The sequence below is a fragment of the Ectothiorhodospira sp. 9100 genome, assembly GCF_022227565.1.
Taxonomy (GTDB): domain Bacteria; phylum Pseudomonadota; class Gammaproteobacteria; order Ectothiorhodospirales; family Ectothiorhodospiraceae; genus Ectothiorhodospira; species Ectothiorhodospira marina.
Window position 1 is genome coordinate 100806 of sequence record NZ_JAJNAN010000004.1, and the last position, 25841, is coordinate 126646.

Genomic DNA, 25841 nt, shown 5'->3' on the forward strand with positions numbered 1-25841 from the left:
GCCCCCGGCCGCGAAGCCCATGCCAGAAAGGACTTCAGTGGCAATCCCAACCCCACTCGCGGGCAGGCCCGCTCCCACAAAAAAACACTCCCTGCTAAATGGGGACAGACCCCTTTTTCGCGAACCCCTTTTTCGGACTCCGACGATCTCTGCAGCGCGAAAAAGGGGTCTGTCCCCATTTAGCACCCATTTAGAAAAGCCGTGACAGCGCTGTTTCAACGTCCACCGACTGGGGCAATGCACAACTGAGGCGCAGGCAGCGCCGGTAGCGACCGCTGGGGGAGAAGTACGGGCCTGGGGCGATGCTCATGCCTGCGTCCAGGGCCTGGCGCTGCAGTTCCAGGCTGTCGTGACCCTCGGGTAACACCACCCAGATCACGAATCCACCCCGGGGGCGGGTCACCTGGGTGCCCCGTGGAAAGTGGCGCAGCACCGCATCGGTCACGCGTCGCACCTGTCGCTGGTAATAGCGCCGCGCCTGACCCAGGTAACGTTCATAGCCCCCCCGTTCCAGATAGTCGGCCACAGCCAGGGTCTCCATGGGCGCCGTGGCCTGGCTGGTGGCGTACTTGAGATAGGTGACCCGCTCGCGATACCGCCCCGGTGCCACCCAGCCCACGCGCAACCCCGCACCCAGCGTCTTGGAGAAACTACTGCAGTAGAGCACATTCCCGCGGGTGTCCCAGGCCTTGGCCGCCCAGGGACGCGGCCCCTTGAAGCACAGCTCCCCGTAGACATCATCCTCGATCAGCGGCACCTCATGGTCCGCCAACAGATTCACCAGTGCCTCCTTGCGCGCGTCGGACGCCAGATGACCCAGGGGATTGCCGAAGCTGGGCATCATCACGCAGGCACGGACAGGCCATGTGGCCAAGGCCCGCTCCAGCGCCTGGGGTGACATGCCCTCCGCGGGGTCCGTGGTGATCTCCAGGGCCCGCATGCCCAGCGACTCGATGGCCTGGAGAATGCCGTAGAAGGTAGGCGACTCGATGGCCACCACATCTCCGGGCGACCCCACCGCCCGAAGGCTCAAGGTCAGCGCATCCTGACACCCCTGCGTGAGCACGACGTCATCGGGCCCCACGGTACAGCCGGCATAGCCCATGCGCTTGGCAATCTGCGTGCGCAACTCCAGGTTGCCCGGTGGAAAGTCATAGGCGCTGACGCTATCGCGCCGGGTGCGACGCACCCGTGCAAAACTGCGATCCAGCGCGGCCACCGGCAGACATTCCGCAGGCGGCGCCGCAGCTCCCAGTGACAGGATGGATGGATCGTTATGGGACTGGACCAGTTCGAGCACCCGCTCCTGCCCCGTGACCAGGCTGGGGCCGTCAAGCTCATTGCAGGGCTCTTCCAGAAGAGGAGCCGAGTCCGATTGACCGCACACATAGAACCCGGATCGCGGACGCGCCTCCAGGATCCCGCGCTGTTCCAGCACCTCGCAGGCCGTCACCATGGTGGCCATGCTGACCCCGAAATGCTGGCGCAGCTGCCTCAGCCCCGGCAGGCGATCACCGGCCACATAGGTGCCCTGCTCGATCTGTTGCTCAAGCAGCGCCGCCACCTGCTGGTAGAGTTTGTCGCCCGTCATCGGCACAGCATAACAAAACTGTACCGCTCATGATTCGCGCAAACTGCATCTGTATCGGTCACGGGAACCCACCCACAATAGCGCTCCAATTTCACACCAAGCCAACAAGGAGCTTTCACATGACCGAGGCACTCAACGCGAACACTGGCAATCACTTCACGCAGTACACGCGCAGTTTTGCTGAATACTGGGACGACCTGGTGGGGTGGGAAGCACGCCTGGCCCGGGAAGGTGCCTTTTACAATCGTCACCTGCACGCCCACGGCGCCAAGCAGGTTATCGATATCGCCACCGGTACCGGTGTCAACGCGGTGTCCCTGGCTCAGTACGGATTCGAGGTCACGGCAGTGGATGGATCCGAAAACATGCTGGCCAAGGCCCAGGAAAACGCCAAGAGCTACGGTGTCAGCTTTGCCGAGGCCAAGGCCGTCGACTGGCTGTCACTGGATGAAAGCCTGGGCACCGAACGTTTCGATGCCGCGGTATGCCTGGGTAACTCCTTCACCCATTTGTTCGATCACGAAGATCGTCGAACCGCCCTGAGAGCCATCTTCCGCATCCTGCGCCCAGGTGGCATGCTCATCATCGATCAACGCAACTACGACGCCATGCTGGACCAGGGCTACAGCTCCAAGCACGCCTTTTGCTACACCGGCAACAACGTGGACGTGGGCCCGGTGGAGTTGCACCGCAGCCTGGCCAAGTTCAACTACGTCTTCTCCGATGGCGCCCGCTTTGAACTCAACATGTACCCCTTGCGCCAGGATTATCTCACCCACCTGCTCGAAGACGCCGGATTCGTCAACGTGGAACGCTACGGCGACATGCGCCGCCCCTACGACATCAACGAAGTCGACTTCGTCCAGCAAATCGCATTCCGTCCATAAAATGGGGACAGATTTATTTTCTCCCAGCAACCGCTGAAAGGGAGAGGATAAATCAGACCAGGCCTGGACAGATAACCCCGGTATATAGCTTATATATTTTTATAAGCACCCAAAAAGGTTGGGCCCCGCTACAATCCATGTAGTGGGGCCCATGTCGCGCGGCAAGACCCATCCGCTGGATCATCCCTGAATGACTACCTGCTCATCCCTGACTGCCATCGATGGCGACAGGACTCATTCTCCATATTTACCGTAATGATACAACTTGAATGTGCCGAACTGTGAAGCGGTTCAAAAGGGGACAGATAAACACGCTCATCCCCCGGATGCATACCAAGCCCCCCTTCCATGATCACGCGGCTATCCACGCTTGCAGTTTAGGCGTAGAAAAAATAACCTGAGCGAATGGGGACAGATTTATTTTCCCTGCGTGGATAAGAACGTAGCACCTTTAACTCTGGGGGAACGGTATGCCAAGGATGGCGCGTGTGGTATTGCCGCATACACCGCACCATGTGGTGCAGCGGGGACATAACCGACAGACGGTGTTCGTCATCGCGGAAGATTACGAGCGGTATCTGGAAGATTTACGCGAGCTCAGCGGCATGCTGGATATTCGGGTACACGCCTACTGCCTGATGACGAACCACGTGCATCTGCTGGTGGATCCGGGCGAAGAAGTGGCCAGCATGGGTTGTTTGATGAAGGCGCTGGCAGCCAGGGCCACGCGCCGGCGCAACCGGCTGGAGAGAAGGTCAGGCACCCTGTGGGAAGGGCGTTATAAATCCAGCCCTGTTCAGACAGATACCTACCTGCTCGCCTGCACCAGATACATCGAGCTCAACCCGGTCCGCGCGGGGATGGTGTCCAACGCAGGAGATCACCCTTGGTCCAGCTACCAGCAGCGCATGGGCCATGAAACATGCTGGATCAACACCGACCCCGGTTACCTGAGCCTGGCTGGAAGCGAGATGGAGCGGCGCGCACGATACGCCCGGTTCGTAGCGCAGGGCGTGCCGAAGAACGAACTATCACTGATGCGAGAAGCGGTCCAACGCGGCCAACTCACGGGCAATCACCAATTCGTGGACGAAGTAGAGAAGATCATAGGCCGTCGAATCGAGCAGCGCCGCCCAGGCAGACCATCGTCACGCTAAACTGTCTGAGGCGATGTTCTAGACCATCTCCTATCAAGACCAACGAGCCAGACCACCTGAAAAACTCATTGGGTCCCCGTTTCAGGAAAATCCTAACCCAAAAAAGTCAGGCCTCGCCGCAATCCATGCAGCGAGGCCTATGTCGCGCGGCAAGACCCATCCACTGGATCATCCATGACTTACAGCCTGTTTCATCCCTGAGTGCCTTCGGCGGCGACGAACCCTATTCTCCACATATCCACCAAGGTCGCAAGCTGTAATGTTTGAAAATGTGAAAGACTTCAAAACGGGACGGATATAGATACCTCCTATACTCCTATATTAATCGACTCAACTGCACCATCATTTGCTCCTTCACCTCCGCATCCAGCCCCTTCACCCAACGCTCGGGTATCGCCTCCAGCCCATAGAACGCGCCAGCCACCATCCCGGCGATGGCGCCGGTGGTGTCGGCGTCCCCGCCCCGGTTCACCACGTCCACCAGGCAGTCCTCGAAGGTGTCGGTGTCGAACAGGGCCTGGAAGACGGCGCGCAGGGTGTGGACGATGAAGCCGCTGGGGTTTTCCTCGCGGCGTGTGCGGAAGTGGAATTCCGGGTGTTGCTGGATAAGGGCCTTCACCGGCCCCTGCAGCAGCTCCCGCTGATCGGCACCCTGCAGGGCCATCTGCACCATGGCCACGATGCACTCGGTGCCCGCGTCGGATAAGGGGTGGTGATGGGTAATATGAGATTGAAGGCGGCAGGCGGCATCCACCGTCTCCCGGGGCTCGCCCAGGGTGGCCAGGGCGATGGGGAGCACGCGCATGCAGGCGCCGTTGCCGGCGTCGTTGTCGTTCAGGGGGACCTGGGTCTGACCGGTGCGGCGATAGTGGATGATGCCGCGGCGCACCGTGTGGCCGATGTCCACGGGGTGGGAGCGCATCCACTGGCTGAAGGCCTCGGCGATGGTGGGGGCATCAATGCCGCCTGCCTGGATGATGGCGTCGCCCAGGGCCAGACTCATCTGGGTGTCGTCGGTGATGGCGCCCGGTTTGAGGTGGAGCCAGCCGCCGCCGATGAGGTCCTTGTGGATGCCGTGCTGGGACTGGATCTCCCTTGGCATCATGAATTCCACGGTGGCGCCCAGGGCGTCGCCGATGGCCAGGGCGAGGTAGGCGGCCTGGGCCCGGGGGGGCGCTCCCCTCACCCCAACCCCTCTCCCCTGAGGGGAGAGGGGCTCTATATCTGGGGGGAGGGTGCCGTCCCTCACACCAACCCCTCTCCCCGAGGGGGAGAGGGGCTTAAGGAAGAATTTCAGGGAAGGGCTCAAGAGACTTCGGCCATCAGGGTGTTGCAGCCCTCCTCCACTGGGGTCAGCTGGCCCGCCTCCCGCATCTCATTGTAGACGGCCAGGATGGCGTCCTCGATGGGCTCCATGGCGTGGTTGGGGTTGGGGGTGATGCCGGCGGCCTCCAGGGTGGACCAGGGTTCAATGCCGATGCGGGAGCACAGCAATACCTCGCAGTCTTCCAGGGAGCGCAGCGTGCTGGCCAGGATCTGCTCCCGGTCACCGCATTCATCCGGGCCGGAACAGTAAAGATCGGCGCGCCGATGGCCTTCAAAACGCACGCCTTCGGGCGAGGCCCGGTAGACCAGGAATTCCCGGGCATGCCCGAAGTGCTGATTGATCACGCCACCGCCCTGGGTGGCTACCGCCATCAGCACCGGGCGGGAAGCGGCCTTGCCGGTCGGCGATGCAGTGGGTGAGCGGGCCGCGCCGGCCAGCCTCTTGGCCCCCATGGACTCGCGAATGGCCGCCTGCACCTGATCGCGTCGTTCACGGGCGCCCGTGTAGTCCACCTCCAGCGCGTCGATACGATCAGCGGTGAACTCGGCTCCCCGATCCTCCCCCAGCCGACCCACGGCGTCGGCACGGCATTGTCGGCAATGGCGCATCATCTTCATGTCGCCTCCACAGGCATCGCGCAGCGCAGTGAGCTCGGCCTGGGTGGGGCCGCGCTGGCCATTGAGGCCAAAATAGGTGCCATGTTCCGGCTCGGAGATCAGCGGCATGATGTTGTGCATGAAGGCCCCCTTGGCCTTCACCACCCGCGAGACCTCCTTGAGATGCTCATCGTTGATGCCGGGGATCATCACCGAGTTCACCTTCACCAGCACGCCCCGCTCCACCAGCATTTCCAGGCCCTTTTGCTGCTGCTGGATGAGCAGACGCGCCCCTTCGACGCCAAAGACCCGCTTCTTCTCCCAGATCACCCAGGGATGAACCCGGGCACCCACCTCGGGGTCGATGCTGTTGATGGTGATGGTGATGTGATCCACCCCCAGGGCCACCAACTCATCCACGTGCTCTGGCAGGGCCAGACCGTTGGTGGACAGGCACAGCTTGATGTCGTCGGCCTGCTCGCGGATGCCGCGGAAGGTCTGGAAGGTGCGGGTGGGGTTGGCCAGGCCATCCCCGGGGCCGGCGATGCCCACCACGGTCATCTCGGGGATGCTGGCCGCCACGGCCAGGGCCTTTTTCACGGCCTGGTGCGGCTTGAGCACCTCCGACACCACACCGGGGCGGGATTCATTGGCGCAGTCGTACTTGCGGTTGCAGTAGTGACACTGGATGTTGCAGGCCGGCGCCACCGCCACGTGCATGCGGGCAAAGTGGTGATGGGCCTCTTCCGAGTAGCAGGGGTGATCCTGGATCTTCTCGCGAATGGCCTGGGGCAGTTCCGGTGTGGCGTCATTGGCGCTGCCGCAGCCACTGGTTGCGCACCCACCCTCTGGGGTGACGGCCTGCTTGATGACGGGAATATCGCTGAGCTTTTTGATTTTCAGGTCCATCACGGTCCTCCCGTTGGGGGTGCCCGCCGGTCTCGCGGTGGGAAAGGTTGGTCTTGGGAGGGTTTATGCAAACGGCGTGCCTGAAACCAAACCAATACAAGGTCCTGTTTTTTAAGGCATTACCAATTCAAGGCCCGATCCGTGTTGCACATGTCACAGAAAAGGCTGTGGTGAAGGACACAATGGATCAGAACTGTCTCACCCGGATCTTCAGGGTCTGGATGCGATAGGCGATCTGCCGGGGCGTCATGCCCAGCAGGCGGGCGGCCTTGGCCTGCACCCAGCCGGCCCGCTCCAGGGCGGCAATCACCCGTTCACGCTCATCCAGGTCGGGGTCATCCAGGTCCACCTCCACCTCGGGCTCCGGCTTGCGACCCAGCGGCAACTTGTCCTCCAGGCCGGTGAGGTTGATGGCATCCAGGTCGATGGTGCCGGTCTCGCTCATGATGGCGGCCCGCTCCAGGCAGTTTTCCAGCTCGCGCACATTACCCGGCCATTCATGCCTCATGAGCGTGCGGATGGCGCTGTCGGTGATATCCAGCGGGCGTCCCTGGGCCTTGGCGAGCTTGTCCACCAGGAATCGGGCCAGATCCGGGATGTCCTCGCTGCGATTGCGCAGGGCGGGCACGAAGATGGGCATGACGTTAAGCCGGTAATACAGGTCTTCCCGGAAATCCCCCCGTTCCACGTCTTCCTCCAGGGGCCGGTTGGTGGCGGCGATCACGCGCACATCCACCTTGAGGGTGCGCGTACCCCCCACCCGCTCGAACTCGCCTTCCTGCAACACCCGCAGCAGCTTGGCCTGAAAGGCCTGGGAGATCTCGCCGATCTCGTCCAGGAAGATGGTGCCCCCATCGGCCTGCTCGAAACGCCCCTTGCGCTGGGACACGGCCCCGGTGAAGGCGCCCCGCTCATGTCCGAACAGCTCGCTCTCCAGCAGGTTGTCTGGCAAGGCCGCGCAGTTGAGCTTGACGAAATGACCATTGGCCCGCGGTGAGTTGTAGTGGATGGCATTGGCGATGAGTTCCTTGCCGGTGCCGGTCTCGCCGCGCACCAGCACAGTGGTGTGCCACTTGGCCACCTGACGCACCTGCTCGAACACCCGGCGCATCTCCTTGGAGTGCCCCACCACATTATCCAGGTGGTAGCCACCCCGCACCTGGCGGCGCAGCCGGTCGCGTTCATCGGTGAGGGCGCGGCGCTCCTGCTCCAGGTCCCAGGCGCGACGCACGGTCTGAGCCAGCAGGTTGGCCACCATCTCCAGGAAGCGGGCGCGCTCCTCCAGCAGGCCGTCGTCCCCACGACTGGGCTGGGCGGCCAGCACGCCAATGGGGTTGTCCTCGCCCACACGAATGGGCACACCCACAAAGGGCAGGTCCGGGGCATACAGCCCCATACGATCCAGAAACCGGGGTTCATCGGCAATGCGATCTACCATGACCGTATCCCCTTCCTTGAGGATGGCCCCCATCAGGCCCTCGCCGGGGCGATAGCGCACCTTTTCCACCTTTTCCCGGGTACCGGTGTGGGCAGCGCCCACCATGAGTTCGCCGCTGCCCGGATCCAGCAGCGAGACCATGCCGCAGCGCATGTCCGAAGATTCATGCAGCACATGGAGCACGCCGGAGAGAATCTCCTGCAATCCGGAGGAACAACTGAGCACCTGACTCACCTGATACAGCGTGTCCAGATGCATTTCGATCACATGGGCGCGCAAGCGCCCCGTCGTACCAACTGCCGAGGGAGAAATCACCATGGGTCTTCCTGAGTCCAATTCAGAGTTTGCGCTGTGAGGCATTGGGGAACTCCAGGCGGATGCGGCAGCCTTGCTGCCAGGAGGGGTCCACTTCCACCAGACCAGCGTGCTGGTTCACCACCTCCTGCACCATGGGCAGGCCCATCCCTGCCCCGCCGCCACTGCGGCCCTTGGTGCTGAAGAAGGGTTCGAACACCCGCAACCGCATGGACTCGGGGATGCCCGGCCCCGAGTCCTGGATGACCACCTGGACCCCATCCTCCAGAGCCCGGGTGGCGATGCGGATCTCACGTTGGCCACTGCCGCTGTCATCCAGGGCATCCAGTGCGTTGTCCACCAGCTGCTTGAACATCCCCCGCAGCCGACCTTCCCGGCCCAGCACATTGGGCAGCACCGGCGCCGGGTCCCAGTCCACCACCACGCCGGAGGTCAGCAGGCGCCGGGTGGACAGGCCAAGGACTTCACGCAGCAGGCCGTTGAGGTTGACCGGGGCGATGGCCTCGTCCCGTTCATCCGGGATGCAGTTCTCCAGGGTCTGCAAGGCCTGGCGACCCGAGGCCAGGGCGTCCTGCAAGACGGTCAGCAGGGGATCGGTCGCGCCCTCCCCCTGGCGACGTTCCAGCAACTGGGTGGCGGCGGCGATCATGTTCACCGGCCCCTGCATCTGGTAGATGGCGCCGGTCAGGGTCTCGCGCATGCTCTCCACCAGCTCGCTCTCGGCGGTCAGGGCCCGCAGGGCGTTCATGCGCATCTCCTCCTGCTGGCGCTTGAGCTCGGTGACCTCCTTGGCCACCAGCATGAGGTATTCCACCTTGCGGGGCTCGAAGAAGGCATCGGCGCTGCTGTCGCGCTCACGGATCCAGGTGCCGGAGCAGGAGAACCAGCGGGGTGCGTGACCCGCGCCCGGATCGAACTGCACCTCGTGATCCACAAAACCCTGGCCGCTGATGCGGGCCTTCTCAAAGTCCTCTCCCATGCTTTCGGAGAGGGCAGAGAGGAAGGCCTCGGCGGGCTCCTGGCCGCGCATGTCCCCCTCCAGCTTCTTGTACTCCTGGTTGTCCAGCACCACCTTGCCCACCTCGTCCAGCAGGGCAATCACCACCGGCTCGGCATCCACCACGGACTCGATCAGGGCCTTTTGATTGCGCACCTGTTCTTCCAGTTGATGCATCTCCGTCACATCCCGGTGCATGCCCAGGTAATGGGTAAGGTGCTCCTGGGCATCCAGGACCGGGGCAATGCTCAGTTCGGCCAGGTAGCGGCTGCCATCCTTGCGGCGATTCACCAGCACCCCGGTCCAGGGCTTGAGTTGGCGCAGGCGTCCCCAGAGGGTCTCGTAGACCAGGCTGGGCGTGCGGCGATCCGAGAGGAGGGATTCGTTCTCGCCCATGACCTCCGATGCCTCGTACCCGGTCACGCGGGTGAAGGCGGGGTTGGCATAGAGGATGTTCGCCTTGGCATCAGTGATGGAGATGGCCATGGAGGATTGTTCCACCGCCTCGAAGAACAGCCGGGCCGGCAACGCGCCCTCGCCGACGCGAATGGTGTGATCGTTGGCCGATTGGAAGGGATGATGGGGTCGGGTCATGACGAGGTCTCTTGGTGATGCCGCGGTTTGCCTATCGTTAATGCAAGAGCCAGGCCACCCACACCGGAGACACCGCGCGGGCCGTTCGCGAACGGCCCCTACCGGCGGGTGGTGGACACCCACCCGACAGGCCACCCACACCGGACGCACCGCGCGGGCCGTTCGCGAACGGCCCCTACGGGCGGGTGATGGAGGGATTGTCGGTTACCTCACATCCCTGCGGACCGGTCGCCCTGGCTGTCGCGATCCTCACAGCCCGAATCGCACCATGTCGGTGCAAACCCACGGCAAATCCCCATGAATGGTGCGTCTAAAGGGTGCATCACCCCTTGGCACGCAAGATGCAGAAACTCCCTCAATCCAAGCGAGGTGAACACCGTGACGGAGTTTCTGTTGCTACTGTTGGGCACAGCCCTGGTGAACAACGTGGTGCTGGTGCAGTTCCTGGGGCTGTGCCCCTTCATGGGGGTGTCCAACAAGCTGGACACGGCCCTGAGCATGGGCCTGGCCACCACCTTCGTACTCACCCTGGCCTCGGTGGCCGGCTGGCTGCTGGAGTACTTCGTGCTCGCACCTCTGGACCTGGGCTTCCTGCGCATCCTCTCCTTCATCCTGGTGATTGCCGCCGTGGTGCAGTTCACGGAGCTGGTCATTCGCAAGACCAGTGCCTCCCTGCACCGGGTGCTGGGGATCTTTCTGCCGCTGATCACCACCAACTGCGCCGTGCTGGGCGTGGCCCTGCTCAACGTCCAGGAAGGTCATGGCTTTCTGCAAAGCGTGACCTTCGGGTTCGGTGCCGCCCTGGGGTTCACTCTGGTGATGGTCATCTTCGCCGGCCTGCGCGAGCGCCTGGCCGTGAACAACGTGCCGGCGGCCTTCGCGGGCGCTCCCATTGCCTTCATCGTGGCCGGACTGTTGTCCCTGGGCTTCATGGGTTTCGCCGGTCTGGACTTCGCCTGACGCGCCCCGAACAGGAGATCAAACCATGTACGCAGCCATCGTTGTCCTGACCGCCATGGGTCTGCTCCTGGGTTATGCCCTGGGTATGGCCGCCAAGTACCTGAAGGTGGAGAAAGACCCCCTGGTGGACGAGATCGAGGCCATGCTGCCGGGCACCAACTGCGGCCAGTGCGGCCTGCCCGGCTGCCCCAGCGCGGCCCAGGCCCTGGCCGCCCATGAGGCCCCCGTGACCCTCTGCCCACCAGGCGGCAAGGCCCTGGCCCAGCAACTGGCGGACAAGCTCTCGGTGAGCGTGGATCTGTCGGGCATGGAGGAGGAGGCGCCGGTCTTTGCCCGGATCAAAGAGGATCAGTGCAACGGCTGCACCCGCTGTTACAAGGTGTGCGCCACCGACGCCATCATGGGCGCCAACCGGCAGATCCACACGGTGTTCACCGAGGCCTGCAACGGCTGTGGCAAGTGCGTGGAGGTGTGCCCCACCAACGGTCTGGTGCTGGTGCCCGACCCCCCCACCCTGCGCACCTGGCGCTGGTCCAAACCCGAAGCCCGCTGAGGTGACCGCCATGCTCTCATTCCTCTTCAAGCGCCGGGCATTCCAGGGTGGCGTGCACCCGGAAGACCGCAAGCAGGCCACCAGTCACCTGCCCATTCAGACCCTGCCCTTGCCCGAGCGCCTGTATGTGCCGGTGCAGCAGCACATCGGGGCCGCCGCCCAGCCCCGGGTGCAGGCGGGCCAAAAGGTGCTCAAGGGTGAGATGATCGCCGCCGGCAGCGGACCTGTTTCGGCGGCGGTGCATGCCCCCACCTCGGGCACGGTGGTGGCCGTGGAGCCGCATCCGGCCCCACACCCCAGCGGTCTGGCGGTGCAGACCATCGTCATCGAAGTCGACGGCGAGGACCGCTGGACAGACGAACCCGAGCCCGAGCACGCCCTCAATCTGGAGCCGGAAGTGATCGCCCAGCGAGTCGCGGAGGCGGGTGTGGTGGGCATGGGTGGTGCCACCTTTCCTGCCGCCATCAAGCTCAACCTGGGCAGTCGCCACACCATCGACACCCTGGTGATCAACGGCTCGGAGTGCGAACCCTACCTCACCTGCGACGACCGCCTGATGCGCGAACGCACCCAGGAAGTCATCGACGGTGTGCGCATCATGCGCCATGCCCTGGGCGCCCGGCACACCCTGATCGTGGTGGAGGACAACAAGCCCGAGGCCCTGGCCGCCCTCCAGGAACACCTCTACGAAATGGATCATCTGGAAGCCATGTCCGTGCCCACCCGCTACCCCATGGGCTCGGAAAAACACATGATCAAGGCGGTGACCGGCCGCGAGATCCCGGCGGGCAAGCTGGGGGCCGACATCGGCGTGATCGTGCACAACGTGGGCACGGCCTACGCGGTGCACCGGGCCGTGCGCATGCGCCGGCCCCTGGTGAGCCGCATCGTCACCGTGGGTGGCGGCGCAGTGCAACGACCCGCAAACCTGCAGGTGCCTCTGGGCACCCGGGTGGAAGAACTGCTGGCCTATTGCGGCGGCACCCGGGAGACGCCAGCGCGGCTGCTCATGGGCGGCCCCATGATGGGCCAGATCATGCCCCACGCCCAGGTGCCGGTGGTGAAGGGCACCAACGGTGTGATCGCCCTCACCGCCGCCGAGATCAATATCGATGACCCCATGCCCTGCATCCGCTGCGGGCGCTGCGTGGCCGCCTGTCCCTGCGGCCTGATGCCCCTGGAGATAGCCTCGCGCATCCGTAGCGAGGACATGGACGGCGCCGCGGCCCATGGCTTGATGGACTGTGTGGCCTGCGGTTCCTGCTCCTACGTGTGCCCCTCCCATATCCCCCTGGTGCAGTACTTCCAGCATGCCAAGGGCGTACTGGGGGATCGGCGCGAGCAGCAGCGTCGCCAGGAGGAACTGAAGGAACTGGCCCAGCAACGACGCGCCCGCCAGGAGGCCGAAGCCAAGGCCAAGGCCGAGGCGGCGGCCCGCAAGAAGGCGGAGCGGGAGGCGGCCAAGAAGAAACGCGCCCAGCAGGCCGAGGCCAAGGAGACGCCCGCGCCCGCCAAGACCACCGACAAGGACAAGGCGGAGGCCTGACCCATGACCACCACGACCCCCGTCAGCGGACCCCACACCCACGCCCCCGGCGGCGTGACCAGCCAGATGGGCTGGGTCATTCTGGCCCTGCTGCCCGCCACGGCCTTTGGCGTGTATCTGTTCGGCTGGCCGGCGCTGAACCTTTTGCTGATCACCGTGCTGGCGGCCATCGCCTTCGAGGTGATGAGCCTGCGCATTGCCCAACGCCCGGTCACACCCTTTCTCATGGACGGCTCGGCCCTGCTCTCCGGGCTGCTGCTGGCCCTGACCCTGCCCCCCTGGGCGCCTTGGTGGATCGCGGTACTGGGGGCCGGATTTGCGATTATCGTGGGCAAGCACGTGTTCGGTGGCCTGGGGCAGAACCTGTTCAACCCGGCCATGCTGGCCCGGGTGGCCCTGCTGGTGTCCTTTCCCCTGGAGATGACCACCTGGGTGACGCCCCAGCCGATGTTTGCCGAGGGTTCGCCGGGCTTCATCGAAGGGCTGGCCATCACCTTTGGTCTTGCAGCGATCCCCGATGCCATGACCGGGGCCACCGTGCTGGGCGAGACCCAGACCGGCTTCAGTCGTGATCTGGGCCTGTCCGAGACCCTGCCGGGGGTGTACGACCCCATGCAGCAGGCGCTGGGCTTCATCCCCGCCAGCATGGGCGAGGGTTCGGCCCTGCTGCTCCTGGCCGGTGGGTTGCTGCTCATGGTCCGGCGCATCATCAGCTGGGAGATCCCGGTGGCCATGCTGGGCACCCTGGCGGCGCTGGCCACGATATTCATGCTCATCGACCCCGAGCGCTACGCCGGTCCGGGTCTGCACCTGATCTCAGGCGGCGCCATGCTGGCGGCCTTCTTCATCGCCACCGACCCGGTCACCTCCCCCAGCACGATGCGCGGTCGCCTGATCTTCGGTGCCGGCTGTGGCCTGCTGATCTACGTGATCCGCACCTGGGGCGGTTATCCGGAGGGTATCGCCTTCGCCATCATCCTCATGAACGGCCTGGCCCCGCTGATCGACCACTACCTGCGGCCGCGCACCTATGGCCGCACCCGCGGTGGCAAGCCCCTGGAGCCCAAAGCTCCAGCCCAGGCCGCCCCCGTCACGGAGAAACGCCCATGACCACCGTGGCCCAACCCAGTTATCGCCAGCGTGTTGGCTACCACTCCGCCCTGCTCGGCGGCATCGCCTTGATGGCCAGCGCCGTGCTGGTGATCACCGACATGCAGACCCGGGACACCATCGCCGAGCGCCAGGCGGAGGATTTCCGCCAGACCCTGGAGCAGGTGCTCCCCGCCGCACTGCATGACAACCAGCCCCAGCAGGACACCTATCAACTGCAAAGGGCCGATGGCCGCACCCTTGAGGTCTACCGGGCCCGCCAGGAAGGACGTGTGTCGGCGGTGGCCTTTCAGATGACGGGGCGCGGTTATGCGGGGCCCATCGATATCCTCATGGGGGTGGACGCCGATGGGGAGGTGTTGGGCGTGCGGGTCCTGAGGCACAAGGAGACCCCGGGCCTTGGGGACAAGATCGAGGTGGCCCGGGATCCGTGGATCCTGTCGTTTGGTGGCCTGAGCCTTGGAGAACCGCCCCGTGAGGACTGGGCGGTGAAGAAGGACGGCGGCATCTTTGACCAGTTCACCGGCGCCACCATCACCCCCCGGGTGGTGGTGAATGCGGTGCGCGATGGGCTGGAGGTGTTTGAGCAGCATCGCTCAACCCTGCTGCAGCGCGGCGATGAATCGGCTTCGTCGGCCCTCCCCCCAACCCCTCTCCCGCTCACGGGAGAGGGGCTCATGACCCACCAGTCCCCTCAAACAACCCCCACCCACTCTCCCTTCTCCCCTCCGGGAAGAAGGGCCGGGGATGAGGGGCTCATGGTCTCTCGCGCCATGCAAATCGACAATACTCACTCTCCCTTCTCCCCCCTGGGGAGAAGGGCCGGGGATGAGGGGAGCGGCGGGCACCCGGCCCCTGATCTGCACACAACACAGGAGCCCACGCCATGACCCACCCCGCCCGACTCATCCTGGATGACTACCGCCGCCTGTTCCGGGACGGCATCTGGGACAACAACGTGGTCATGGCCCAGATGCTCGCCCTGTGCCCCCTGCTGGCGGTCACCGGCACCGCCACCAACGGCCTGGGGATGGGTCTGGCCACCACCTTCGTCATGGTGGCTGCCGCCCTGCTCATCTCCATGTTCCGGGGCATCATCACCCCGGAGGTGCGCATCCCGGTATTCATCCTGCTCATCGCCGCCCTGGTCACCCTGGTGGATCTGGTGATGAACGCGTATCTGTATGAGATGCACAAGGCCCTGGGCCTGTTCATCCCCTTGATCGTCACCAACTGCGCCATCCTGGGGCGCGCCGAATCCTTCGCCTCGCGCCAGCCGGTGCACCGCGCCGTGGTGGACGGCCTCGCCATGGGGGTGGGTTTCACCCTGATCCTGGTGGTGCTCGGCGCCGTGCGCGAGATCCCCGGCAGCGGCACCCTGTTCGCCGACGCCCGGCTGCTGGGGGATGGATTTGCCTGGATGGAGATGACACTGATCCCCGACTACCGCGGCTTTCTGCTCATGATCCTCCCCCCCGGCGCCTTCCTGGCCCTGGGCTTCATCCTGGCCGGCAAGCGGGTGCTGGATACCCGGCTGGCGGCCCGGGCGGCGTCGATGAAGGTGGCTGAGGCATGAATGAGACCGGGTTTTGTGGAGGCAGAGTGCCCGCCGCCACCCCTCATCCCCGGCCCTTCTCCCCGGAAGGGAGAAGGGAGCAAAAGACATAGCCCCTCTCCCGCTTTCGGGAGAGGGGTTGGGGTGAGGGTCGTTCTTTCAACACAGCACAGGAGCACTGCCATGCGCGTCGGCGTAGCCTACAGCGACCCCAATGACCGGGCCTGGCTCAAGGTGGACCTCCCCGAGGGGGCCACCGTGCAGCAGGCCATCGAGCAATCCGGCATCCTCAAGCGGTTCCCCGACATCGACCTAGACAGCCAGAAGGTGGGCATCTTCGGCAAGTTTTGCAAGCTGGACAATCCCGTCCAGAACGGCGACCGGGTGGAGATCTACCGCCCCATCACGGTCGTGGATGATGATGACGATGAGGATGATGATGACGACGACTGACCGGCGCGACCTATGACGGTGAACGAGCGAGGCCCCGCCAACCATTTCGCAAGCATGGCTATTGCGTGCCGGACGTTGCCAGGTATGCAATCCGTTTCCCACAGGGCATCCTGTACGGGCGCTTCGCGAAGCGCCCGCAAGACGATGGGTACAGCCCCCGTTCAACCTGACGGCTGCTGATTGAGGTGGACCCCATCCTGGGCAACCCGCAGGGTCATCAAGGCTCCATGCTGTGTTAGCCTTTGCGGCCTCTGATCCCCGTGACCGATCCAAGCCATGCCCAAACCACGCAGTCGCCCACCCCTCACGCTGGATATCATCAAAAACGCTGTCGACCATCGCACCTTCCAGCGAGGAAAGAGATATTTCCAGGAAGACCGGGTCATCTTCGTGGATGTGATCCAGGACAACCCGGACGAGTTGTATTTCATCGCGGAAACCGAGGGCGGTCGGGATGAAATCTACCACCAGACCGTGGTGGCCAAGCCCGGACGGGACCGGCGGACCCTGGGCGTATTCGGGGATTGCACCTGCCCCGTCGGCATCCAGTGCAAGCACATGGTGGCGGCCTGCCTGGCCTACATCGACGGCGAAGCCATCATTTCCATGCCGGATGAAGGGCACCACTTCACTGACTGGCTGCTGGAGACGGCACCAGACGCCCCGCAAGGCCCCACGGAACGCACCAGCGACGAGTTCCTCATCTACCAACTGGACAGAATCGAGACCGGCGTGAGCTCCGGGTTCGCGGTCACCTTCCGCATAGCCAAGACAAAAAAGAACGGCCAAACCGCCCTGGGACGCGAAGTGGGCATGCCCTCGCTGATGAATCCTTACGGAACGCCACCGGCGTATCTGTGCGACACCGATCGGGACATCCTCAAGCAACTCCATGTGAGTGACCCGCGTTTGCAGACACCGGTCAAACTTCAGGGACTGGCGAGCGGGATCGCCATGGATCTAATGCTGGGCACAGGACGGCTGTTCCTGGGGCGGGATCGCGTTCAACCCTTGCACCCGGGGGAACCTCGACCGGTGGACCTGACCTGGGTGGAAGAGGCTGGAGAGTTCCGCCTGGTAGCCCAAACCGACCCCCAGGGCGGGCTGCCCATGGACCTGCGTCCGCCCCGCTATGTGGACCTGGAAACCCACGAGGTGGGCGGGCTGATGATTCCGGAGGGTCTTGATGCCGGCTGGATCAGTCGCATCCCGGAGGCGCCACCCGTCCCGCCCGAGGAACTGCAGGAGGTGAGCGAGACCCTGGCGGTTCACTACCCCCAACTGCCCAAACCCAAGGCACTGAACCTGCGCGCGGTGAAGGATGTAACCCCGATTTCACTCCTGACCGTGCGGGTGGACCCGCTGAACCTGACCCGTTCAGTCCTGAATCTGCAGTTCATCTACGAAGATCTGACACTCGCGCCCGATCACCCGACCCCCATCGCCATGGGCAAGGCCAATGGCGCCATCGTGGAGATACACCGGGACCTGGCCGGGGAAGAAAAGGCCATCGAACGACTCAGCCAGGAGGGGCTGGTGCGCAACCCCAGGGTGTCCGGTGAATTCACCCTGGCCACCCTGGGCATCAGCCAGCAGGTGATCATGACCCGCTGGCTGGAAGTACTCAACCAGGCACTCCCCCGACTGAAGGAGGAAGGCTGGCGCATCCATCACGAAGAAGGGGACATCCCGCGACTGGATGTGGCTGAGGACGTCCACGCCCAGGTGGACGAAGGCAACGGCTGGTTCGATCTGCATTTTGACCTGGAGGTGGACGGCCGCAAGGTGCCCCTGCTGCCCCTGGTGAGCGAACTCATCGGCAGCTATCAACCCGGGCGTCTGCCGCCCACCCTGGCCCTGCCCATGCAGGATGGCAGTTACGTGCAGGTGACCCGCGAGCAGATCGAACCCGTGCTGCAGGCCATTATCGACCTGTACGACCACCTGGCACCCGGGCAGGAGAGCCTGCGCCTGTCCCGCCTGGATGCACCCCGGCTGCTGGAACTGGGGGATGCCAAGATCCAGGGTGGCCAGGATCTGCAACACATGGCGCGCCGTCTCACCCAGTTCGAGACCCTCACCCCGGTCGAACCACCCCGGGACTTCCGGGGAGACCTGCGCGCCTATCAGCAGCAGGGCTTAAACTGGCTGCAGTTCCTGCGCGAATACCAGTTGGGCGGCGTGCTGGCCGATGACATGGGGCTGGGCAAGACCGTGCAGACCCTGGCGCACCTGGCCATCGAGAAGCAGGCCGGTCGTCTCGACCATCCGGCCCTGATCGTCGCGCCCACCAGTCTGATGAGCAATTGGCGCCGCGAGGCGGAGCAGTTCACCCCCGGCCTCAAGGTGCTCACCCTGCATGGACCGGACCGCAAGCAATACTACGAGCAGTTACCCGAGATGGACCTGGCCCTGACCACCTACCCCCTGCTCCCGCGAGACAGCCAGGAACTTCTGGCCCAGGATTTCAGCTTTCTGATCCTGGACGAGGCCCAGCAGATCAAGAACCCTCGCGCCCAGGCCTCCCAGGTGGTACGTCGCATCAAGGCGCCCCATCGCCTCTGCCTCACCGGCACACCCATGGAGAACCACCTGGGGGAGTTGTGGGCCCAGTTCGATTTCCTGATGCCGGGTTTTCTGGGCAACCAGGAACACTTCTCCCGCCAGTACCGCACACCCATCGAAAAACACAACGATGGCGACAAGCTCAGGCGCCTCACCCGGCGCACCACCCCCTTCATGCTCAGACGCACCAAGGACATCGTCGCCACGGAACTGCCCGGCAAGACCGAGCTGCTGCGCAGCACCCCCATCAGCGGCAAGCAGGCCGCCCTTTATGAGAGCATCCGCCTGGCCATGGAGAAGAAGGTGCGCGATGCCATCGCCAAGCGCGGCCTGGCCCGCAGCCATATCATGGTGCTCGATGCCCTGCTCAAGTTGCGTCAGGTATGTTGCGATCCGCGCCTGCTGCCCGCTAGCGCCCAGGCCGACTCCGCCCCCTCGGCCAAGCTGCAGATGCTTATGGAGATCCTCCCGGAGCTTCTGGACGAAGGCCGCCGGGTGCTGCTGTTCTCCCAGTTCACCACCATGCTGGGGTTGATCGAGCAGGAGTTGAAAAAGGCCCGCATCGGCTACTCCAAGCTCACCGGGCAGACCCGCAAGCGCGAAGAGGCGCTGGATATCTTCCGCAACGGCCACGCCAACCTCATGCTGATCAGCCTCAAGGCCGGCGGCGTGGGCCTGAATCTCACCGAGGCCGATACGGTGATCCACTACGACCCCTGGTGGAATCCGGCAGTGGAATCCCAGGCCACGGACCGGGCCCACCGCATCGGCCAGGACAAACCGGTGTTCGTTTACAAGCTGATCACGGAAAACACCGTGGAAGAGAAGATCCTGGCCATGCAGGCCCGCAAGCAGAAGCTGGCGGACAATGTCTACGGGGACGACAAGCGCAGCGAGGACGAACCGCCGATCGACGCCGACATGATCAACGCCCTGTTTGCGCCGGAATCGAAGGGCTAGCAGGCTAGAACAGCTCGATATCGTCATCCCTGGATGATGGCTCGGAGTGCTTGAGGGCCTCTTCGATACTGGCACCGGCCAGCATGGCATCGAACATTGCCCGGTCTGGTTCGTTGGTGTACTTGGCGCGGATCGCGCTTTGCAGACCACTCCACTCATAGGGGTTGTACAGCCGCCTGGAGTCGGACACCAGTTCCGCCAGCCCCTCAAGGCTGTTGCCAATGTGGCTGAGACGCTGGGAGAGTCGGTCGTAGAACTGGAACGCCACGATGGCGTCGGACATGCTGGACTCCACGGCGCTGCAGTTCTCCAGGATACTTTGTTTCTCCTGGCTATCTTCCAGTCCATCGGCGGCCGCGTGAATCACCTGGGTCTTCCCCACCATATGGGTGAACGACGCAGTCAGGGTTTCGACGGAGTCGTTACCATCGCGCATGGTCCGCTCGATCTGCGCCACCGCCAGTTGCAGCATCATCACGGTCTCGCGCACCTGGCTCCAGTCCAGATCCGGTCGCGCAGCAGTGGACGGTGTCTCGGGAAGATCGGGCATGTGGCTCCTCGACAGGATTTGCGTGGTTTTCTGGCAGTATTGCCCCCACGCTGCAAACGGTCAACACGCGGGCATCAAGGAACCACCCGAAAATTTCTCCTTTCCTGGACTTGACGCGGGGGGCCAGGATGGCCATAATGCGCGCTTCCAATTCAGCGCGCCCGTAGCTCAGCTGGATAGAGTACCTGGCTACGAACCAGGTGGTCGGAGGTTCGAATCCTTCCGGGCGCGCCATATAAATCAAAGGCTTAGCATCGACGAGGTGCTAGGCCTTTTTCGTTTTTGGCCGAAATTCAAAAATTACCCCCCCCCACTTTTACCCACCATCCCGAGATCGCCTGCAAGGAATCACTGATCTCCGTGACCCAAAACCCGATCCTCCACTGACCGCCCCGCCAGCAACTTCAAGATCAGCAACGCAAACTCCCTACCGGCCTTCTCATTCTCCAGCACCGGCAAGCTGAGCTTTTCATGATCGCTCAGGGCATCCAGCACCGCATCGGTGACCTTTTTGGGGAACAGGCCGTGCATGACCTGCGCCTCGCTGTGGCTGCGCACCTGGGCCATCACCGCCTCATCCCGCTCGATGCGGTCGGCAATGCCATTGGCGCAGTGCAGCTTGTCATCGTCGCTAACTTCGGCGCCGTAGAGGTCGTTGAGTCTTTCGATGATCTCGTCCAGGCGCTGCTTCTCCGGATCGTGGGGCTTGCCCGAGCCCACCTCGCTGATCGGCTTGAGACCGTAATCCCCGTCTGAATCCTCCAGGCGCAGGCGCTTTTCCTCCCGCTTGGTCAGGCGGTAATGGGTCAATTCCAGTTCGCTGACGTCGATGGCGTCATCATCCAGCAGTCGGTCCAGGCGCAGCAGCGGGTGGAGGTGACGGGCGAACACGCACAGCTGTTCCAATTCGGTGTCGTCGAAGGTGACGATCTGGCTGAGGAATTCATAGGTGCGCACGAAACTGGCCAGGTTCTTGCGGAACAAATCCAGTTCGTCGCGGGTGGTACCGGCATCCTTGAGTTCCTGCTCGGCGCGTTTCAGCCCCTTGTCGTCGCCGCTGCGCTCGGCCTGATCACGGGCCTCCCGCCACGTTTGCTGTTGGTCGAGAATGGCCTGATAGCGTTGCCGGAACCGCTCCTGGGCCGGGCGGCAGTGGTAACTGAGACTGGCTGCCGGGGCCTTGGGATCGAAAAAGGCCCGGGCAAAGCCCGCCACCTCGGGCCACTGGTAGATGCCGCTGGCATCCAGGCTGCGCTGCAGGTCAAACACCACCTGGGGATCGGACACGTCCGCCAGTTCGGCCTTGCGGTAATAGGGGGCAAAGGCCTCCAGCACCTCCTGGGCATCGTTGAAAAAGTCCAGGATGAAGGTCTGCTTGCCGGGGAACAGTCGGTTCAGGCGGGAGAGGGTCTGTACGCAGTCCACGCCTTGCAGCTTCTTGTCCACGTACATGGCGCACAGCATGGGCTGATCGAAGCCGGTCTGGAACTTGTTGGCGGCGATCATCACGTTGTACTCGTCGGTGTCGAACGCCTTGGCCAGGTCGCGACCCTTCAGCCCTGGATTGAGCAGGGTACTGGTCTCGGTCACCTCCTCAGGGATCTCCTCATCGGGCGGCACACTGCCGGAGAAGGCCACCATGGGGTGAACATCCTCGTAACCCTGGTCCTTGATGTAGCGGCCCATGGCCAGCTGGTAGCGCACCGCCTCCTGACGGCTGGCGGTGACCACCATGGCCTTGGCCTGGCCATCCAGCAGATGACGCACGTTGTCGCGGAAGTGCTCGACGATCACCTCCACTCGCTGGGCGATGTTGTAGGGGTGCAGGCGCACCCACCGGGCCAGGGTGCGCGAAGCCTTTTTGGAATCCACCTCATGGTCTTCCCCATCGGGATGGGCCAGTTTCCAGGCAGTGCTGTAGGTCACGTAGTTGCGCAGCACGTCCAGGATGAAACCCTCCTCAATGGTCTGGCGCATGGAGTACAGGTGAAACGGCTCGGGTTTGTTGTCCGCCGATGAGGGGCGACCCGGGTCCGGTGGCCGACCGAACAGTTCCAGGGTCCGGGCCTTGGGGGTGGCGGTGAAGGCGTAATAGCTGATGCGCTCACTGGGGCGACGGGAGGCCACAGCGGCGTCCAGCATGGCCTCCGCGCTGATCTCGCCGGCATCGTCCTCCACCTCCTCTCCCGCGGCCGCCAGCAGGGCCTTGAGCTTGCTGGCGGAACTGCCGGTCTGGGAGGAATGGGCCTCATCGGCAATCACCGCATAGTGGCCCTGGGCCAGCTTGGGGCGCTTGTCCAGGGCATCGAACAGGGCGGGAAAGGTCTGCAGGGTGACGATGATGATGCGAGTGTGGTTGGCCAGGGCCTCGGCCAGCTGCTCCGACTTGCTCTGACTGCCTATGTCCCGGGTGATGGGGCAGACCACGCCGTGGGCATGCTCGAACTGGTAGATGGTTTCCTGCAACTGGCTGTCGAGCACCGTGCGGTCGGTGACCACGATCACCGAGTTGAACAGTTTGCGGACTCCATCCCTGGAGTCCGCCCTTCGGGCCAGCCTACGGCTGTCCAAATCCGTTCCCGACGGATTTGTGGTGCCGTCTTCGGCGTAGAGGTTGGCCAACTGGTGAGCGGTCCAGGCGATGGAATTGGATTTGCCCGACCCGGCGCTGTGCTGTACCAGATAACGCCGTCCCGGCCCCTCGGTCCGGGTGGCCTCAATCAGCCGGTTGACCACTTCCCACTGGTGGTAACGGGGGAAGATCAGCGTCTCCTTGGTCTGGCGGCGGCCGTGGAAGTCCTCCTCGGTCTCTTGCTCCAAGTGCAGAAAGCGGCCGATGATCTTCAGCCAGGCCTCCAGGGCGAAGACATCTTCCCACAGGTAGGCGGTGGCATAGCTTTGCGCATCGGCGGGTGGCGGATTGCCTGCCCCGCCCTCCTCCGTGCCCCGGTTGAAGGGCAGGAAACCGGTGTCCTTGCCGGCCAGCCGGGTGGTCATGGCCACCTCGGCCTGGCTGACGGCGAAATGGACCAGGGCGCCGCGCTTGAAGGTGAGCAAAGGTTCCGGCTTGCGGGTCACTGGGTCTTTCACCGGCCGGTCCTTGCGATACTGACGCTTGGCGTTCTCCACCGTCTGCTTGAACTGGCTCTTGAGTTCCAGGGTGGCGGTAGGGATGCCGTTGACGAACAGCACCAGATCCAGGCGCGGGTCATAGCTCCCACTCCCCTGCCCTTTCTCGCGGGCATGGGGCGAATAGGACACCTCCGGCACCACCCGCAGGCGGTTGGCCCGATAACGGGCCAGGGAATCCGGGTTCATGCCGTGGTCGGGCTGGAAGCTGCACAGATCGAACTTGACCCCCGGCACCTTGAAGCCATGGCGCAGCACTTCCAGGGTGCCGGCCCGCTCCAGTTCACGCACCAGCTTCTGCACCAACACCTTATCCGGGGCCTGGGGGTTGGCCTTGCAGAACTTCTCCCAGCGCTCGGGCCAGGCGTCCTGGATGTACCCCAGCAGATCCTCGGTATAGAGGGCCGAGGCCCGGTCATAGCCGCTGGCAGTGCCGACTTTCCAGCCGCCCGACTCCATGGCGTCGATGATGTCCTGCTGGAACTGGGTTTCCCTGCTGTCGGCCATAGATTCCCCTGCGAATCAGGCTTTGTTTGCCTCAGCCTACGATGTTGGCGCTGAGCACACAAAAAATAACCTCCCGGGATGCGCTTCGAAGAGAGGCATGGGAGGTGTTGTTAACAGACATCGATCATCAGGTCGATACTGGCGCCAGCCTTACACAAGAAGACCTATATGTAAGGATAAGGCCATATCCTTTACACAAGAGGAAGCCTGCGTCAATTCAGGCCCCTGTGCCTTACACGCAAGCCGAGTGATCTGCGCGTCGTCCCAGCTCCATTCGTGGTTCACGGTGACCGGGCTGAAGCTCTTGTACTGGTACTGCGGCACCCAGCGCCCGGCCTCGAAGGTTTCAAACTTCATCAATCGCCTCCTTGCCTTAGCCGTAGGTGGCCCGCGTCTCAGCGGCCATCAATATCTCAGGTTGCTTGGATTGCTGGTCGGCCTGCCAGCCGCGCACGTCGATCTTGCCGGTGACGGCGGCGGAGATGAGGGCGGAGCGGCGTTCGTTAAGTATTCGCATATGTCGGACAGTCTCTTGCTCAAGAGCTGCAAAATCAGCTTCTCTCTTTTCAAGCTCATGAACAATGCGATCCTGTTCCGAGTCAGGGGGTAAGGGAATCCAAAGCTCTCTAATAGCGCCTTGTCCAATATTGAGCATTGAACTGCTTGCGCCGGTCGCTTGCAATTCGATCTGATGTCGGACACCTTTCCCGAAAAGATATACGACCGCATATCGAGACCTACAGATCCGTTGATGTAAACGCACGACAAAAATTTTATCGCTAGCCATTAGCTTTGGGTAATCCATTGGTACATGTGCTGCGCTACCTACGAGGTCTCGGGTGTTTGCACGTGAGATAAGCAGGTCATCTTTACGTATCGAGAGTTCGGGGCGAGGTTCTAAGTTATCCGGAAGGCGCTTGTTTTCAGTGGGATCAAACACACCATAGTTCACACAACCCACTTTTAGCACGCCCCACTCATCAAGCGTTTCTGCTTGGTCACCATCACATTGGGGACTCCAGCCCTGTTCAAACTCGGCGATCAGATACTTAAACTTCACTACGTTCCAATGCGCCGGCACCTCCCCCAGCCACTCCACCCCGGAGTCCTTCATCGGCACATCGGGATCAAGCCCCTTGGTGACGGCATGGGAGATCACCGCCTGGCGCTTCTCCTTGAGCAGTTCGATCAGGCGCTGCTGCTCCTCCACCAAGGCGTCGATGCGGGCGGTTTCGTGGTTGAGGAAGCTCAATATCTGAAGCTGTTCTTCTGCCGGAGGAAAGGGCAGCGGACAAGACATCACGTTGCTGGACGAAATTGAGGCCAGGTTAGTGCTCTGCTTCTGAGGTATCCCCACGTTTTCGCGGGCACAATTCCTTGTGAAACAGTGGGATAAAAGGAGGTAGGGGTGGACATGCACCGGCAAGATCGTGTTTCTTTAAGGTTACCACGCCAAAAAAGAGCCACGAAACGAGCCGATGCACGCCACAGATCTGATTCACGCAAACCTGGGGGTTGCTTGTCAATCCATTCACCGCACCCGCTTCAATGCGCTGCTGACCGCCACGGCGGCGGCCCTGGGCGGACAGACCACCTCGGTGACTGGTCTTGGCCGGGCATCGCAGCGGCAGATCACGGAAAAGGCGAGCATCAAGCAGATGGATCGGCTGGTGGGTAATCCCAGGATGCATCGGGAGGCGATGACGGTTTATCAGGCCATGACCCACTGGCTGCTGGGGCAGGAAGAGCGCCCGGTGATTCTGGTGGATTGGTCGCCGGTGGCAGTGGATGAGAGCATTCATGTGCTGCGTGCCTCGGTGCCCGTAGGCGGTCAGGGAAGAACCCTGTACCAGGAGTGTCACCCTCAGGCCAAGTACGCTAACCGCCAGATCCAGGAGGACTTTTTGAAGCACCTCTCGGAGGTTTTGCCCGCCGGAGTCTGCCCGGTGATCGTCACGGACGCCGGTTTCAAGAAGCCCTGGTTTCGCGCCGTGGAGGCCTTGGGCTGGGACTGGGTGGGCCGAATTCCTGCACAGGCAGGTTACCGGAAAGAAGTGATCCCCCGATTTGAGCGTCACCAGAGCAGACTGCGGGATAGGCTTGGGGGTGTTGTGGTGTTTGTAGCCGGCATATCTCGGAAAA

20 protein-coding genes and 1 tRNA gene are annotated in these 25841 nt (G+C 63.2%); 12 read left to right on the forward strand and 9 right to left on the reverse strand.

The annotated features are described in order from the left end of the window. Nucleotides 1-190 precede the first annotated feature (190 nt). A complete protein-coding gene (locus LPW29_RS02660; RefSeq protein WP_238626697.1) occupies nt 191-1591 on the reverse strand; it encodes an aminotransferase-like domain-containing protein in 1401 nt (466 codons plus the stop codon). A gap of 119 nt (nt 1592-1710) precedes the next feature. Here LPW29_RS02660 and LPW29_RS02665 point away from each other — a divergent pair, with 119 nt between their 5' ends. Both LPW29_RS02665 and LPW29_RS02670 read left to right on the forward strand, forming a co-directional pair. Continuing rightward, nucleotides 1711-2478: a class I SAM-dependent methyltransferase gene (locus LPW29_RS02665; RefSeq protein ID WP_238626698.1), complete on the forward strand. Its 768-nt coding sequence runs from the start codon at nt 1711-1713 to the stop codon at nt 2476-2478. 470 nt (nt 2479-2948) lie between these two features. Further along, nucleotides 2949-3635, forward strand: coding sequence for a transposase (locus LPW29_RS02670; protein ID WP_238626699.1), 687 nt, complete (start codon nt 2949-2951; stop codon nt 3633-3635). Nucleotides 3636-3951: 316 nt separating this feature from the next. On the opposite strand, the gene draG is transcribed toward LPW29_RS02670, so the two are convergent. The 4 genes from draG to nifL all read right to left on the reverse strand — a co-directional run bounded on the left by draG (nt 3952) and on the right by nifL (nt 9811). After that, nucleotides 3952-4821 carry an ADP-ribosyl-[dinitrogen reductase] hydrolase gene (gene draG, locus LPW29_RS02675; RefSeq protein WP_238626700.1) on the reverse strand — a complete coding sequence of 290 codons (870 nt, stop codon included), beginning with the start codon at nt 4819-4821 and terminating at the stop codon, nt 3952-3954. Nucleotides 4822-4940: 119 nt separating this feature from the next. Further along, entirely contained in the window at nt 4941-6467 is a 1527-nt protein-coding gene (nifB, locus tag LPW29_RS02680) for a nitrogenase cofactor biosynthesis protein NifB (RefSeq protein WP_238626701.1), read from the reverse strand. 187 nt (nt 6468-6654) lie between these two features. After that, nucleotides 6655-8223 carry a nif-specific transcriptional activator NifA gene (gene nifA, locus LPW29_RS02685; RefSeq protein ID WP_238626703.1) on the reverse strand — a complete coding sequence of 523 codons (1569 nt, stop codon included), beginning with the start codon at nt 8221-8223 and terminating at the stop codon, nt 6655-6657. Between the two features lie 19 nt (nt 8224-8242). Continuing rightward, nucleotides 8243-9811, reverse strand: a complete 1569-nt coding sequence (gene nifL, locus LPW29_RS02690; RefSeq protein WP_238626705.1) for a nitrogen fixation negative regulator NifL — start codon at nt 9809-9811, stop codon at nt 8243-8245. A gap of 378 nt (nt 9812-10189) precedes the next feature. On the opposite strand from nifL, the gene rsxA reads away from it, so the two are divergent. The 8 genes from rsxA (at nt 10190) to LPW29_RS02730 (ending at nt 19513) form a co-directional block, all read left to right on the forward strand. Continuing rightward, entirely contained in the window at nt 10190-10771 is a 582-nt protein-coding gene (gene rsxA / locus LPW29_RS02695; protein ID WP_238626707.1) for an electron transport complex subunit RsxA, read from the forward strand. A 25-nt stretch (nt 10772-10796) separates the two neighbouring features. Further along, on the forward strand, nt 10797-11324 hold the full coding sequence (locus LPW29_RS02700) for an RnfABCDGE type electron transport complex subunit B (protein WP_238626709.1): 528 nt from the start codon (nt 10797-10799) through the stop codon (nt 11322-11324). A 10-nt stretch (nt 11325-11334) separates the two neighbouring features. Beyond that, nucleotides 11335-12870: an electron transport complex subunit RsxC gene (rsxC, locus tag LPW29_RS02705; protein ID WP_238626711.1), complete on the forward strand. Its 1536-nt coding sequence runs from the start codon at nt 11335-11337 to the stop codon at nt 12868-12870. Nucleotides 12871-12873: 3 nt separating this feature from the next. Then, nucleotides 12874-13980, forward strand: a complete 1107-nt coding sequence (locus LPW29_RS02710) for an RnfABCDGE type electron transport complex subunit D (RefSeq protein ID WP_238626713.1) — start codon at nt 12874-12876, stop codon at nt 13978-13980. After that, on the forward strand, nt 13977-14870 hold the full coding sequence (gene rsxG, locus LPW29_RS02715) for an electron transport complex subunit RsxG (protein ID WP_238626715.1): 894 nt from the start codon (nt 13977-13979) through the stop codon (nt 14868-14870). The genes LPW29_RS02710 and rsxG overlap by 4 nt, the downstream gene beginning before the upstream one ends. Beyond that, nucleotides 14867-15556 carry an electron transport complex subunit E gene (locus LPW29_RS02720; protein WP_238626717.1) on the forward strand — a complete coding sequence of 230 codons (690 nt, stop codon included), beginning with the start codon at nt 14867-14869 and terminating at the stop codon, nt 15554-15556. Before rsxG ends, LPW29_RS02720 begins: the two co-directional genes overlap by 4 nt. 162 nt (nt 15557-15718) lie before the next feature. Next, nucleotides 15719-15988, forward strand: coding sequence for an RnfH family protein (locus LPW29_RS02725; protein ID WP_238626719.1), 270 nt, complete (start codon nt 15719-15721; stop codon nt 15986-15988). Between the two features lie 276 nt (nt 15989-16264). Then, nucleotides 16265-19513: a DEAD/DEAH box helicase gene (locus LPW29_RS02730; RefSeq protein WP_238626721.1), complete on the forward strand. Its 3249-nt coding sequence runs from the start codon at nt 16265-16267 to the stop codon at nt 19511-19513. Between the two features lie 4 nt (nt 19514-19517). Here LPW29_RS02730 and LPW29_RS02735 read toward each other — a convergent pair whose 3' ends face one another. Further along, the gene (locus LPW29_RS02735) at nt 19518-20063 is read right to left on the reverse strand and encodes a hypothetical protein (RefSeq protein WP_238626722.1); all 546 of its coding nucleotides are present in this window, start codon (nt 20061-20063) and stop codon (nt 19518-19520) included. A 157-nt stretch (nt 20064-20220) separates the two neighbouring features. Here LPW29_RS02735 and LPW29_RS02740 point away from each other — a divergent pair. Further along, nucleotides 20221-20297 (forward strand) — tRNA-Arg (locus LPW29_RS02740). A 114-nt stretch (nt 20298-20411) separates the two neighbouring features. On the opposite strand, the gene LPW29_RS02745 is transcribed toward LPW29_RS02740, so the two are convergent. The 3 genes from LPW29_RS02745 to LPW29_RS02755 all read right to left on the reverse strand — a co-directional run bounded on the left by LPW29_RS02745 (nt 20412) and on the right by LPW29_RS02755 (nt 25119). After that, nucleotides 20412-23699 carry a type I restriction endonuclease subunit R gene (locus LPW29_RS02745; protein ID WP_238626723.1) on the reverse strand — a complete coding sequence of 1096 codons (3288 nt, stop codon included), beginning with the start codon at nt 23697-23699 and terminating at the stop codon, nt 20412-20414. A gap of 150 nt (nt 23700-23849) precedes the next feature. Further along, entirely contained in the window at nt 23850-24056 is a 207-nt protein-coding gene (locus tag LPW29_RS02750; RefSeq protein WP_238626724.1) for a hypothetical protein, read from the reverse strand. A gap of 16 nt (nt 24057-24072) precedes the next feature. Next, on the reverse strand, nt 24073-25119 hold the full coding sequence (locus LPW29_RS02755) for a restriction endonuclease subunit S (RefSeq protein ID WP_238626736.1): 1047 nt from the start codon (nt 25117-25119) through the stop codon (nt 24073-24075). Nucleotides 25120-25177: 58 nt separating this feature from the next. Here LPW29_RS02755 and LPW29_RS02760 point away from each other — a divergent pair. Then, nucleotides 25178-25841, forward strand: a 664-nt coding sequence (locus LPW29_RS02760; protein ID WP_238626725.1) for an IS4 family transposase, incomplete at its 3' end; no start/stop codon positions are given.